Annotated in this window: 17 protein-coding genes and 1 tRNA gene; 11 read left to right on the top strand and 7 right to left on the bottom strand. The window is 28.1% G+C overall.

Features of this window, described 5'->3' with window-relative positions:
* Positions 1-22: 22 nt before the first annotated feature.
* Both ACTTA6_RS06340 and ACTTA6_RS06335 read left to right on the top strand, forming a co-directional pair.
* The gene (locus ACTTA6_RS06340; RefSeq protein WP_440613603.1) at positions 23-619 is read left to right on the top strand and encodes a Tim44/TimA family putative adaptor protein; all 597 of its coding nucleotides are present in this window, start codon (positions 23-25) and stop codon (positions 617-619) included.
* Positions 620-1,042, top strand: a complete 423-nt coding sequence (locus ACTTA6_RS06335) for a Smr/MutS family protein (protein WP_440613604.1) — start codon at positions 620-622, stop codon at positions 1,040-1,042.
* On the opposite strand, the gene hslU is transcribed toward ACTTA6_RS06335, so the two are convergent.
* Together hslU and hslV are read right to left on the bottom strand one after the other, a co-directional pair.
* A complete protein-coding gene (hslU, locus tag ACTTA6_RS06330; protein ID WP_440613605.1) occupies positions 1,032-2,405 on the bottom strand; it encodes an ATP-dependent protease ATPase subunit HslU in 1,374 nt (457 codons plus the stop codon). The genes ACTTA6_RS06335 and hslU overlap by 11 nt on opposite strands.
* The gene (hslV, locus tag ACTTA6_RS06325) at positions 2,405-2,920 is read right to left on the bottom strand and encodes an ATP-dependent protease subunit HslV (RefSeq protein ID WP_440613606.1); all 516 of its coding nucleotides are present in this window, start codon (positions 2,918-2,920) and stop codon (positions 2,405-2,407) included. The genes hslU and hslV overlap by 1 nt, the downstream gene beginning before the upstream one ends.
* Positions 2,921-3,009: 89 nt before the next feature.
* Here hslV and hisB point away from each other — a divergent pair, with 89 nt between their 5' ends.
* From hisB to ACTTA6_RS06290, 7 genes are read left to right on the top strand one after another with little or no spacing between them, the layout of a single operon-like run.
* The gene (gene hisB, locus ACTTA6_RS06320) at positions 3,010-3,600 is read left to right on the top strand and encodes an imidazoleglycerol-phosphate dehydratase HisB (RefSeq protein ID WP_440613607.1); all 591 of its coding nucleotides are present in this window, start codon (positions 3,010-3,012) and stop codon (positions 3,598-3,600) included.
* 5 nt (positions 3,601-3,605) lie between these two features.
* Positions 3,606-4,232 (top strand): imidazole glycerol phosphate synthase subunit HisH, encoded by a 627-nt coding sequence (gene hisH, locus ACTTA6_RS06315; protein WP_440613608.1) that lies wholly within the window; start codon positions 3,606-3,608, stop codon positions 4,230-4,232.
* Positions 4,232-4,957, top strand: a complete 726-nt coding sequence (gene hisA / locus ACTTA6_RS06310) for a 1-(5-phosphoribosyl)-5-[(5-phosphoribosylamino)methylideneamino]imidazole-4-carboxamide isomerase (protein WP_440613609.1) — start codon at positions 4,232-4,234, stop codon at positions 4,955-4,957. The genes hisH and hisA overlap by 1 nt, the downstream gene beginning before the upstream one ends.
* Entirely contained in the window at positions 4,950-5,705 is a 756-nt protein-coding gene (hisF, locus tag ACTTA6_RS06305) for an imidazole glycerol phosphate synthase subunit HisF (protein ID WP_440613610.1), read from the top strand. Before hisA ends, hisF begins: the two co-directional genes overlap by 8 nt.
* A gap of 1 nt (position 5,706) precedes the next feature.
* Positions 5,707-5,979 carry a phosphoribosyl-ATP diphosphatase gene (hisE, locus tag ACTTA6_RS06300; protein ID WP_440613611.1) on the top strand — a complete coding sequence of 91 codons (273 nt, stop codon included), beginning with the start codon at positions 5,707-5,709 and terminating at the stop codon, positions 5,977-5,979.
* Positions 5,976-6,341 (top strand): HIT domain-containing protein, encoded by a 366-nt coding sequence (locus ACTTA6_RS06295; protein WP_440613612.1) that lies wholly within the window; start codon positions 5,976-5,978, stop codon positions 6,339-6,341. Before hisE ends, ACTTA6_RS06295 begins: the two co-directional genes overlap by 4 nt.
* Complete coding sequence (locus ACTTA6_RS06290; protein WP_440613613.1) at positions 6,338-6,841, top strand: GNAT family N-acetyltransferase; 504 nt, start codon at positions 6,338-6,340, stop codon at positions 6,839-6,841. The genes ACTTA6_RS06295 and ACTTA6_RS06290 overlap by 4 nt, the downstream gene beginning before the upstream one ends.
* Here the strand turns inward: ACTTA6_RS06290 and ACTTA6_RS06285 are convergent.
* Entirely contained in the window at positions 6,838-7,383 is a 546-nt protein-coding gene (locus ACTTA6_RS06285; RefSeq protein ID WP_440613614.1) for a LolA family protein, read from the bottom strand. The two genes, ACTTA6_RS06290 and ACTTA6_RS06285, sit on opposite strands and share 4 nt — an antisense overlap.
* Positions 7,383-9,467: a DNA translocase FtsK gene (locus ACTTA6_RS06280; RefSeq protein ID WP_440613615.1), complete on the bottom strand. Its 2,085-nt coding sequence runs from the start codon at positions 9,465-9,467 to the stop codon at positions 7,383-7,385. Before ACTTA6_RS06280 ends, ACTTA6_RS06285 begins: the two co-directional genes overlap by 1 nt.
* Before the next feature lie 62 nt (positions 9,468-9,529).
* Between ACTTA6_RS06280 and ACTTA6_RS06275 the strand changes: the two genes are divergently transcribed.
* Positions 9,530-10,606, top strand: coding sequence for a ubiquinone biosynthesis protein UbiB (locus ACTTA6_RS06275; RefSeq protein ID WP_440613616.1), 1,077 nt, complete (start codon positions 9,530-9,532; stop codon positions 10,604-10,606).
* Here the strand turns inward: ACTTA6_RS06275 and ACTTA6_RS06270 are convergent, their stop codons facing one another.
* The 3 genes from ACTTA6_RS06270 to ACTTA6_RS06260 all read right to left on the bottom strand — a co-directional run bounded on the left by ACTTA6_RS06270 (position 10,607) and on the right by ACTTA6_RS06260 (position 12,801).
* Positions 10,607-11,248, bottom strand: coding sequence for an LON peptidase substrate-binding domain-containing protein (locus tag ACTTA6_RS06270; RefSeq protein ID WP_440613617.1), 642 nt, complete (start codon positions 11,246-11,248; stop codon positions 10,607-10,609).
* Positions 11,249-11,370: 122 nt separating this feature from the next.
* On the bottom strand, positions 11,371-12,036 hold the full coding sequence (locus ACTTA6_RS06265) for a hypothetical protein (RefSeq protein ID WP_440613618.1): 666 nt from the start codon (positions 12,034-12,036) through the stop codon (positions 11,371-11,373).
* 9 nt (positions 12,037-12,045) lie between these two features.
* Entirely contained in the window at positions 12,046-12,801 is a 756-nt protein-coding gene (locus ACTTA6_RS06260; RefSeq protein ID WP_440613619.1) for a hypothetical protein, read from the bottom strand.
* Positions 12,802-12,982: 181 nt separating this feature from the next.
* On the opposite strand from ACTTA6_RS06260, the gene ACTTA6_RS06255 reads away from it, so the two are divergent.
* A tRNA-Gly gene (locus tag ACTTA6_RS06255) sits at positions 12,983-13,057 on the top strand.
* The last annotated feature ends 4 nt before the right edge of the window (positions 13,058-13,061 follow it).

The following is a 13,061-nucleotide window of genomic DNA, read 5'->3' as shown; positions in this document are numbered from 1 at the left end:
ACAGAGTAATTACTATCTAATGATGAATTATAGTTTCGAGTATATTGATATCATTTTACTTGCAATGATCGCAGGTTTTATATTTCTAAGACTAAGAGGTATTCTTGGTAAAAGAACTGGTTTTGAGGGGAAAACACCAGCCCAGTTCAAAGAAGTTTTAAAAAATATCAAAATAGACCAACCTGTAAAAACAAAAGAAAAATTTGATGATGAAGCTCAAAAAGAATTTTTAAAAGGAGCTAGAATAGCATATGAAACGATTATTACTGATTTTAGTGATAAAGACAACAAAATCACATCTGCAAAACCTTTATTAAACAAAGATATATTTAATCAATTTGATAATGCATTAAAAGAAAGAGCAAAAAGAGGGCATTTTGCAGAGATTACATTTATAGGCGTTAACAAAGCTGAAATTAAAGAACATAAAAAAATTGGCAATATACTAAATGTAACCGTAGATTTTATTGGCGAGGTAATCACTTGCATTAGAGATAAAGAAAAAAAAATTGTATCTGGAGATCCAGAAAAAATTAAAAAAATATATGATACATGGGTTTTTTCAAGAGACACTACATCATCTAATCCAAATTGGCAGCTAGTTAATATACTAACTTAATTGAACGATAGTATTTCAAATAAAGATAAAAAGGATTGGCAAACATTTCTTTCAAGCAAAGACAAGTTACCTAACAAAGATTTTAAACCACAAAAGCAGAATATACCAAAAGTAAGAACTATTGATCTTCATGGATATACGTTAGAACAAGCAAATAATGCCATAGAGAAATTTATATTAAAAGCGTATGAGGAAAAAGTAAATAAATTAATCGTTGTTACCGGAAAAGGACTTCACTCAGATGTTGATAAAGATCCGTATGTTTCAAAAGATTTGAGTATTTTGAAATATTCAGTGCCTGAATTTATTAATAATAATCACAATCTAATGAAAGTTATAAATGATATACAAGATGCTACTGTTGAAGATGGAGGTAGTGGCGCTTTTTATATTCTTTTAAAAAAAAATAAATCTATAGGATAAATTTAGAAAGATCAGTATCTTTAACAAGGTTATCGAGATTTTTATTAATATACTCTTTATTAATTACAATCTTTTCTCCAGCTCTATCAGTTGCTGTGAAGCTTATATCATCTAATATTTTTTCAATTATAGTATGAAGTCTTCTTGCACCAATGTTCTCTACTGTTGCATTTACTTCAGAGGCTATATTTGCAATCGTATCTATCCCATCATCTGAGAATTCGAGATCAACATTCTCAGTCTTTAACAAAGCTATATATTGTTTAATTAAACTAAAGTCTGGCTCTCTAAGTATTCTTTTAAAATCGTCACTAGTTAATGCTTCTAGTTCTACTCTTATTGGCAATCTTCCTTGTAATTCTGGAAGTAAATCAGAGGGTTTTGCAAGTTGAAATGCACCAGAGGCAATAAATAAAATATGATCTGTTTTTATTGGACCATGTTTTGTATTTACTGTTGTTCCTTCAATTAAAGGTAATAGATCTCTTTGAACTCCTTCTCTAGATACGTCACCTCCAACCCTATCAGTTCTTGCTGAAATTTTATCTATTTCATCTAGAAATACTATCCCGTTATTTTCAGTTGATAGTTTTGCAGCTTTAATAATTTTATCTTGTTCTATTAATTTGTCAGATTCATCATTGATTAAAATTTCATGAGATTCTTTAACAGTCATTTTCTTTTTCTTTTCTTTGGGTCCCATTGATTTTCCAATCATATCTCCAATATTAATCATTCCAACATTAGCACCTGGCATTCCTGGAATTTCAAAGGAGGTACCATTAGAACCTGTATCGCTTACAGCTATCTCAATTTCATTGTCGTCTAAATCGCCATTTCTAAGTCTTTTTCTAAAACTTTCTCTTGTTGCAAGACTTGCTTTTTTTCCAACTAACGCATCTAAAACCTTTTCTTCGGCAGCTTTTTGAGCTTTTGCGTATACTTCTTTTCTTTTTTTTACTTTTTCCATAGCAATTGCAATTTCAATTAAATCTCTAACAATTTGCTCAACATCTCTTCCAACGTATCCAACCTCTGTAAATCTTGTTGCTTCTACCTTTACAAAGGGTGCTTCAGCAAGTTTTGAGAGTCTTCTAGAAATTTCTGTTTTACCAACCCCAGTTGGTCCAATCATTAATATATTTTTTGGCAAAACTTCATTTTTCATTTCACCTTTTAAAGCCTGTCTTCTCCACCTATTTCTTAATGCAATAGCAACAGCTTTTTTCGCTTTATTTTGTCCAACAACAAAACGATCTAACTCAGATACTATTTCTCTTGGTGAAAGGGCACTTACTAAAGAGGCTTCTTCTTTTTTAGTTTTTTCTTTAGGGTGCAAAGGTGTTACGTTTGAATTATCCATTATATTTTTTCAATCTTAACATTTTCATTTGTAAAAACACAAATGTCAGCTGCAACTTTAATTGCTTTTTTAGCCACTTCCTCTGCAGTCAAATTACCTTCCATTAAAACTTTTCCAGCTGCTAAAGCATAATTCCCACCAGAACCTATACCTATTACATCACCTTCTGGTTCAAGAACATCCCCAGTTCCAGAAATTATATAACTATTGTTCTTATCACCTACAGCCATTAGTGCCTCTAATCTTCTTAAATATTTATCTGTTCGCCAATCTTTTGCCAGCTCGACAGCTGCTCTAGATAAATTGCCCGCATGTTTTTCTAACTTTCCTTCTAGTCTTTCAAACAAAGTTAGTGCATCAGCTGTTGATCCTGCAAATCCAGCAACAACATCCCTTTTTTCAATTTTTCTAACTTTTGAAGCTGTGCTTTTAACAACAGTATTTCCCATGCTTACTTGTCCATCACCAGCAACTACAACTTCATTATTTTTTCTAACTAGTACAATTGTTGTCATAACTAATAAATGGTAACTATTTTTGATACTTCAAGTCTTTACACTAATATTGATATAGTTGGATTAAGTATGTATACCATTTAAAATATATGGCTAGAAAAGGAAAAGTATCTCGAAAAACAAAAGAAACCAGTATCAATGTTGAATTAAACATTGACGGTAAAGGTAAATACCAAATCGATACTGGAATAGGCTTTCTAGATCACATGCTTGAGCAATTATCAAAGCATTCTTTGATAGATTTAAAAGTAAAAGCAAAAGGTGATACTCATATTGATCTTCACCACACAACTGAAGATACAGGAATTGCAATTGGTGAAGCCTTAAAAAAAGCTGCAAATAAATTTGTAGGTATTAAAAGATACGCACACAGAGTCATTCCTATGGATGAAACATTAACCAGAGTTGCAATAGATGTTTCAAACAGACCTTATTTAATTTGGAAAGTAAAATTAAAAGTTGAGAAACTTGGTGAGATGGATACAGAACTATTTAAGGAATGGTTCCAGGCATTTTCACAAGCCGCAGGTATTACAATGCATGTAGAAAATATTTATGGTGATAACAGTCACCACATTATTGAGTCTTGTTACAAAGCATTAGCAAGGTCATTAAGAGAGGCATTAGAGATGGATTCTAGAAGCAAAAAAAGTATTCCATCAACTAAAGGCTCATTATAAGTTTAATGAACGTCATTATTGTTGATTATAATTCGGGTAATATAAGCTCGGTAATAAACTCATTTAAGGAAGTTGCCAAAAATAAGGTGAATATTGAAGTAACTTCAGATTTAAACAAGATTAAATCTTCTGATAAGGTAGTTCTGCCAGGCCAGGGTTCGTTTAAAAGTTGTGTTGATGCACTTGGTAAAATCGATGGCTTGGTAGATATATTAAATGAATTTGCAATAAGTAATAAAAAACCACTTCTAGGAATTTGCGTTGGTTTACAAATGTTTGCGGACATAGGTTTTGAAGAAAGAGAAACAAAGGGACTCGGTTGGATTGCAGGTAAAGTATCAAAAATAGACAATCAAAATGGAAAATATAAACTTCCACACATTGGCTGGAACGAAATTAATATAACAAAAAATAGTAAAATTTTTAAAGGTATTGATAATAAATCTCACATGTACTTTGTACACAGTTATGAGTTTATTCCAGAAGATAAAAATGTGATTTCTGCAACTACAGATTATTCTTCAAATATCGTTTGTTCAGTTGAAAAAGAAAATATTTTTGGAACACAGTTTCACCCTGAAAAAAGCGATAAAATTGGGCTCAAAATAATTGATAATTTTATAAATTTATAATGAAGATATTTCCAGCAATAGATATTAAAGACAAAAAGTGCGTGAGGTTAGTTAAAGGAGACTTTGATAATAAAACTGAATATGAAATGTCTCCAATTGAACAAGCTAGAAAATATAAAGATCATGGTTTTAAAAACTTACACATAGTTGATTTAGATGGGGCATTAACTGGTGAAATAGTAAATTTAGATATTATTCAAGAAATAGTTACTAAATTTGATCTTAAAATTGAGATTGGTGGAGGTGTAAGAAATTTTAAAAGTATTCAGAAATATACTGATGTTGGTGTTGAAAAAGTTATTTTAGGAAGTGCTGCCATAAAAGACAAAAATTTTTTAAAAGAAGCTTGTAAAATATTTCCAGACAAAATTGCCTTAGGTTTAGATGCCAAAGACGGTTATTTGTCTGTTTCTGGTTGGAAAGAAAATTCAAATCAATTGACTTTAGATTACTTAAAAGAAGTAAATGAATATGGAGTAAGTAGACTCATTTATACTGATATCAATAGAGATGGAATGAAGCAAAGTCCTAATTTCGAGGAGACATTTAAAGTTGCGGATACCTCAAATTGTCCTGTAATTATATCTGGTGGAGTTTCATCAATTTTAGATATTAAAAAAGCTAAGGAGTTAAATAATAGTAATATCGAAGGTATTATAGTTGGAAAAGCTATTTATGATGGTGATATTAAATTGGATGAATTAGCTAAGGAAGTAGATGCTTAAGAATAGAATAATACCTTGTTTAGATGTTAAAAATGGTCGTGTTGTAAAAGGAATTAACTTCGTTGATCTGCAGGATGCAGGAGATCCAGTTGAACAGGCTAAAATTTATTCTGATGGAGGAGCGGATGAAATTTGTTTCTTGGATATCACTGCATCAAATGAAAATAGAGATACAATTTATGATGTTGTAGAGAAAACTTCAAAAAAATGCTTTGTTCCATTAACAGTTGGAGGAGGGGTTAGAAGTGTTGAAGATATTAATAAATTACTTAATTGTGGAGCAGATAAAGTTTCTATTAATACGGCAGCAGTTCAAAATTCTGAGGTAGTAGTTGAAAGCTCAAAAAAATTTGGTTCACAATGTATTATGGTGGCTATTGATGCAAAAAAAAATGCAGATAAATGGGAAATTTTTACACATGGTGGAAGAAATAATACTGGAATTGATGCAATAGAATTTGCATTTAAAATGGAAAGTAGCGGAGCAGGTGAGTTGCTTGTTACATCTATGGATAGAGATGGCACGCAAGTAGGTTATGATATTGAGCTTATGTCTAAAATTTCATCCAAGGTAAATATTCCTGTCATTGCTTCAGGGGGAGTAGGGAATCTGGATCATTTAGTTGATGGAATTAAATTGGGAAATGCTAGTGCAGTCTTAGCAGCATCAATATTTCATTATGGCAAACACTCTGTAAAAGAAGCGAAGGAATATCTGGATTCAAAAGGAATACCTGTTAGAATTTAATATGCTTAATACATTAGAAAATTTAATTAAACTTGCAAGAGAAAGAAAAATTAATCCAGTTGAAGGTTCTTATACAAACAAATTGCTTACAGACAAATCTCTTAGTAAAGCAAAGGTCTTAGAAGAAATTGATGAATTAATTGAAGCTATAGAGGAAAATACAAATAAAATTCATGAAGCAGCTGACGTATTTTATCATTTATTAATGTATTTAGAAGCTAATGATATAAAAATTGAAGAAGTAATGGAAGAATTAGAAAAAAGGAAAAAATGAGCTACGATGACAATAATATTTTTGCTAAAATTTTACGTGGAGAGATGCACTGTAATAAAATTTACGAAGATGATTATGTTTTGTCATTTCATGATATCAACCCACAAAAAAAAGTTCATGCTTTAGTAATCCCTAAGGGAAAATATATAGATCTTGATGATTTTAGTATGAATGCATCTTCAGAAGAGATGGTAGGTCTTTTGAAAGGTATTAATATAGTTGCAAAAAAGCTAGGTATTTCAACAGAAGTAGGCCAGGGTTATAGGGCGCTAGCTAATATTAGTGAACATGGTGGCCAAGAAGTTCCTCATTTACATTTTCATTTATTTGGTGGTGAAGTTGTTGGAAAAATGGTCGAGTGACAGAAGAAGTTAAAAGAAATTATCTAGAAATAAACTCATTGCATGATTTAAAAGATGGTGAACCACCTTCGGAAGATTACCAAGTTAACTTGATTGAACCTACTGATTTTCAGTTAAATAAATTTTTTTATAAAAATATTGGAAAAAAACACAAGTGGGTTGATAGATTAATATGGACAGAAGAACAGTGGATCAAATATGTTTCTAATAAAAATGTTAAAACATTTGTGTTAAAAAATAAAAATGATTTAGTTGGTTTTTTTGAATTAATTATTCATCCTGAAAAGAAAGAAGTTGAAATAGCCTATTTTGGAATATTAGAGGAATATCAAAATAAAAAATTAGGATCATTTTTATTATCAGATGCCATTAAAAAATCATTTCAACAAAATGTAGAGAGAGTTTGGCTTCATACGTGTTCTTTGGATCATAAAAATGCACTTAATAATTATCTAGCTAGAGGAATGAAAATATTTAAATCAGAAATTGTTAAAATTTAATTTTGAAGAGGAGTTTTAAATATATTTTCGTCAACAATTTGATTTGATTTAACTGAATAAAGAAGTGTGACAGCAATATTTTGATAAATATCCTTAGTTTGCCAGCCAATTAAGTTATGTTTATTTACATCAAAAAAAATCTCTATTGATTGATTGTTTTCTTTTATTATAAATTTGACCAGAGAATTATTAATAATTTCTTCATTTAATTCGGATATTTTTTTTAGTAAGAAATTTTTATCTAAAATAAAATTCAATGGTGTTTTATCCAATGGATACCTGTAATAGCTTGAAGTAGACTTAATAACTAAAGATTTTCCATTTGAAACTATGACTTTATTTCTATTTTCATAATCACAAAACATTTTTTTTGGATATTGAATTGTACAATTACCCAATTCTATTTTTCCATTAATATTTTGTTCAAAGTCAAAATTTAAATTTAAAGTATCTTTTAATTTATTAATTATTTGATTTTTATTATTTGCATTTACTTCACTAGAAAAACTAATTAGATAAACCAATAGCAAAAATCTCAACATCAAAGAACTTCTCTTTTACCCACATGATTTGCTTTGCTAACAATTCCATCAGCTTCCATCATATCTATTATTCGTGCAGCTCTATTGTACCCAATTTGAAGTTTTCTTTGTAAAAACGAGGTAGATGCTTTTCCTTCAGATCTAATTATTTCAACAGCTTGTTGATATAATTCATCTTTATCACCTTGATCTGTATTTGAACTCAACTCTTTTTCGTCAGCAAAATTCAAGATTTCATCAATATAATCTGGTTCCGCCTGTGATCTTAAAAAATTGTTTATTTTCTCTATCTCATTATCTGAAACAAATGGAGCATGAATTCTTACTATTCGGTTAGCAGATGACATATAAAGCATGTCACCCTTTCCTAATAGCTGCTCTGCTCCTTGTTCACCTAAAATTGTTCTACTATCTATTTTTGAAGTCACTTGAAAAGATATTCTTGTTGGAAAATTAGCTTTAATTGTACCTGTTATGACATCAACACTTGGTCTTTGCGTAGCCATAATAATATGTATTCCAGCAGCTCTAGCCATTTGAGATAATTTTTGTATATAGTTTTCTATCTCTTTTCCTGCCACTAACATTAGGTCTGACATTTCATCTACCACCACTACTATGTAGGGCATTGGAAGTTTATGCTTCGCATTGTAACCATCGATATTTCTAACTCCTTCTTTTGTCATCAACCTGTATCTACTCTCCATTTCTTTTACTACCCAACCAAGAACTGACGCAGCTTTTTTAGCTTCAGTTATTACAGGGCACAGTAAGTGTGGTATGCCTTCATATGTTGAAAGCTCAAGCATTTTAGGATCAATTAATATAAACTTACACCTTTCAGGTGTGTGACGGTAAAGAAGTGATAAAATAATTGTATTAATGCAAACTGATTTTCCTGAACCTGTAGTACCAGCTATCAGCAAATGCGGCATAGAAGAAAGATCTCCTACAATAGGTATTCCAGAAATATTTTTACCAAGAGCTATTGGTAATTTAGTTTCCTTCTTTTTAAAATCAGCGTTATTTAGAATTTCACTTAGATAAACGTTTTCTCTTGAATTATTTGGTAATTCAATTCCTACAGTATTGCTGCCTGGTATAGTTGAAATTCTAGCAGATTCAGAACTAGTATTTCTAGCAATATCATCTGATAAATTTATAATTTTAGAAACTTTTACGCCAGCAGCTGGCTCAAATTCATTGAGAGTTACAACTGGACCATGACTTACTTTTTGAATTTCGCCCTTAACTCCAAAGTCCATTAGAATTTTTTCTAAAAATTTAGGGTCATTAGTTTCATTTTTATTTGAGTTTTCTCTTTCTTTCTTAGTTGGAACTTTTAATAATTCTATTTTTGGTAATTGAAAATTATTTTTAGAATTTGATTTATTTTCTGCTTTGATAAATGGCAAGTCTTCTTGTATTAAGTTTTTAATTTCCTCTTGAGGAATATATTCACTTATAAGTTCACTTTTATCAGTGTAAGATTTATTTTCTTTTTTATTAAAAAATTTAAAAATTTTAATGAAAAAATTATAAAATTTAACAGGGTGAAAATTTACACTTAATAAAAATAAAGTAATTATCAGTATAATTAGAACATAGTAAATTAATGTTTCATTTGTAAGAATTATTGTGTTTAAAAAAGTTTGTCCAAAATATTCTCCTACAAAACCACCATTTCCATTTATGTAAAATGTAAAAGCATCAGAATAAAAATGGTTTAAAAATAACGTTCCAATTATAATATATAATATTGCTATAAAGGTATTTTCAACTATTAAAAAAAATTCCTTTAATCGAAATATATTAATTCCAGTAATTATGTATGTGAAAGAAATTAGATAAGCAATAAATCCAAAAGATTGAAAAAACAGATCAGAAATAAAACTTCCCTGAAAACCTAATAAATTTTTAATTTCAGTGTCTTTAGGAAAAATAAAGTTAGGGTCCTCAGGTGAATATGAAAAAAGTGCAATTAATAAGAGAATACCAGCAAAGAAAATAATGATTCCAGATATTTCTGCTAATCTCATTAAACTAAAATTAAGTAATAAATTAGCTGTTTTTTTAATGTCCATTTATACAAATCAATTATACCACTTTGTATCATCTAATTTTTGTTGTTAAAATTAAAAATAATATGAGGATTTGTATAATAGGAAGTGGTCTAACTAGTTTAACTTTAGCAAAAGCTTTAGTTAATAAGAATATACATGTAGATATTTTAAAAGATAAAAAAAAACAATCAATCGATCAATCTAGAACTATTGGTATTGCTAAAAGTAACGTTGAATATTTTAATAATAATATAGTCAATATTGATAAAATAATCTGGAAATTGAATAAAATAGAAATTCTTTCTGATAAACTAAATAAAGAAAAATTATTAGAGTTTCAAAATAATAATCAAGAACTTTTTTCAATGGTTAGAAGTTTTGATCTTTATAATATTTTAGAAAAAAGTCTCAAAAAAAATAAATTTTTTAAAATACATAATAAAATAAATTTAGAAAATATTCATAACAAATACAATCTTTTAATAAATTTAAATTTCACAAATTTGATTGCAAAAAAATTTTTTAGTAAAAAAATTATCAAAAAATATAAAAGCTTAGCTTACACTTTAATACTAGAACACGAGAAAATAGATAATAAAATTGCAAGACAAGTATTTACAAAGATTGGACCTTTGGCATTTTTACCTATTTCTGACAAAGAAACTTCTGTTGTTTATTCTATAAAAAATACTGCTAAAATTAAAAATGAAAATTTAATAGAACTTATAAGCTTACATAATCCAAAATATAAAATTAAAAAAATTAAAAAAATATCTTCATTTGAATTATTGTCTGCAAGTTTAAGAAATTACTATTATAAAAATATCCTGGCTTTTGGTGAATTAACTCACAAAATACACCCTTTAGCTGGACAAGGCTTTAATATGACAATTAGAGATATAAAAACTTTATTAGAGATAATTCAAAATAAAATAGATCTTGGACTACAATTAAATATTTCTGTTAATCAAGAATTTCAAAAAAATATAAGACATAGAAATTTTATTTTTTCAAACGGAATTGACTTTATTTACGAATTTTTTAACTACGAGAGTAAGACTAAGAATAATTTTCTTTTGAATTCTTTAAAATATATAGGAAACAAAAATTTTATAAATAACATGCTCAAACGAATAGCAGATAATGGTTTGAATTATTGATTATTGAATAGTGTTATTTTCATAGATATCGTGAGTATAAGTTTTTAATATCTCAGCAATTTTATTTTTTCTAATATCTAAATTTTGAGCTTCCAATAAAACTTGTTTCTCTTCAAGAGAAAAAGGTGAGGCCATAGCTAAGGCGTTAATTGTTTCATCTAAACTTTGTTTTTCTAGTGCTTTCCAATTAATGATAAAGCCTTTTTTTTCAAATAAAGACTTTAGGTCTTTGAAGATTAACTCTAAATCTGAAAATTTAAGATCTTCTTTTTTGTTTTCTAAATCCTGAATAAAACCATCATAATTTATACTCAAAATTCTATACTTCGTTTCAGTTTCTAATTCTTTAACTAAATTAAATCTTACTATTCCCTTTAATTCAATAAGATATCTTCCATCTTCTGTTTCTCTAAAACTCGTTATTTTACCTATGCAGCCAACTTTATGAAGCTTAGGTTTAGTTTCTTTGTAACTAGTTAATTTTGGCTGTATCATTCCTATTATTTTGTTTGTTTTCATACTATCATTAATCATATCTATATAGCGAGGTTCAAATATATTCAAAGGAACTGTAGTTTTGGGAAATATAATAAAGTTGCTTAATGGGAATATTGGAATAGTTTTTGGCAATTTATTTTGCATATTATGTAAGATAGTAAATATTTATAAAATAACAATATTTATAAATCTTTTCATCTCGCAACCTTCAAACCTTAACACCTTAAGTCTCAAATTGCTTCAGGATTATAAATTTGAAGAGAATATTATTTTTTAAAACCTAACCAGGCAGTTTGGTAATCTGAAAAATATATTTTGGCCCCATAAGCATTAGCGAATTCATTTACTAAATATCCCTTGCCACCTATGAAAGGTCCAGGAGCAGGTTTATTAGAAATAGGAATGTATCTGTTGTTTTCTATTTTCATGGGCATTAATATTGGAGCATCATCAACTACTACTAATGCTTTTTCAGATATATGGTTTATTATAGCAGTTAGCTCTTTAAGATGGTGTGCAGCTGACCGATCTGAGGATTGCCAATCAACATCAAACGAATCCAAGTAAAATAAAGTTACTTTTTTATTCTCTTTATTAAATCTTTCCATCAATTCAACTAAATATGTAACACTATCACCAGTATTTACTTCTACATTTTTACTTACAACTGATTTACAAACTTTAGTTGCATTAGGGTTAATATCTACAGTATAAACTTTAGATCCATTTTCTCTACTCAGAGTATATTTGTCAAATTGTAAAGTACTTTGACCATCTCCTTCAAAGTTATTCTCTATTCGTAAACATCCAGTTTCAACAATATTTATAGGTCCTTCCTGTTTATCAAGATATTCGAATATCATTGAAAATGATTTTTTTCTAATGCCTAATCTATCTTTTATAGAATTAAAGTAATTATAAAAATTTCCCATAAAATAAGATTATTTAATATTTAAATTTTTTAAGTAAATTGAATGCCATAAAAAATAATAACAATATAAAAGTTCTTGAAGTTCTGATAATCTTAAATAATTAGTACTTACACTAATTAAAAACAACATATTTAGATTAAATTTTATAAATACACCATTTTCAATAATATGTAGGTTTGAATAATCAATAAGATTGAATTTACTTATTATAAAATCAGGAAGAAAAAACATGATTGTTATAATACTTAAAATATAAAGTTTTTCAGATGGGCATATAACTTTTAAAACAAAACTTTCTTTTAATTTTAATTTTTTATTTAAAATAATTGGCATAATGCACCATATTAGAACTAGAGCTCTTGGTACTTCGTTAAACAAATTAGATATGTTATGCAAATTTGTCTCACCTTGTTTATTGTATAATAAGCTATCAACATGCATAAACAAATCGAATGTTGCAAATTTAAATATTTGTTGTCCCCAGCTTATTTCTTCAAGTAAAAAATAAAATAAGCATACTATCTCAAATATAATAAAAGATTTTAAATTTGAATTTTCCTCTAAATTTTTTAATTTTATATAAAAATTTATTAATATCGTGATTACAAAAAATAAAATTACAACTTGAAGATTTTCAACTAAGCCATTTTCATGCCAAATAGATTTATTCCAACCCTCATAAATTGTTCCAAAAGTTACAAAATAGAATTTCGGAAACATTTGATTTAAACCCCATCCAAATTGATGATCAAAACTTTCCAACATTAGAATAAGAATAAATAAAATAAGAAATAAATTAGATTTATTATAAATATAATTAATATTATTCACTTAAATTACTTTATTTTTAAAAAAAATTTTTAAACTTTTATAGAGAATAAATTATTAAAGACCAATCTTAATTCTTGCAAATATAAAACCTCGTACTTATAATAAGAATTTAAATGCGGGCATAGCTCAGTGGTAGAGCGTCTCGTTGCCAACGAGAAGGTCGAGGGTTCGACCCCCTTTGCCCGCTCCAAATT

The organism is Candidatus Pelagibacter sp. HIMB1636, assembly GCF_052047675.1.
GTDB lineage: Bacteria > Pseudomonadota > Alphaproteobacteria > Pelagibacterales > Pelagibacteraceae > Pelagibacter.
Note: the sequence above shows the minus strand (reverse complement) of the source record. Positions and strands in the feature narration are given on the sequence as shown.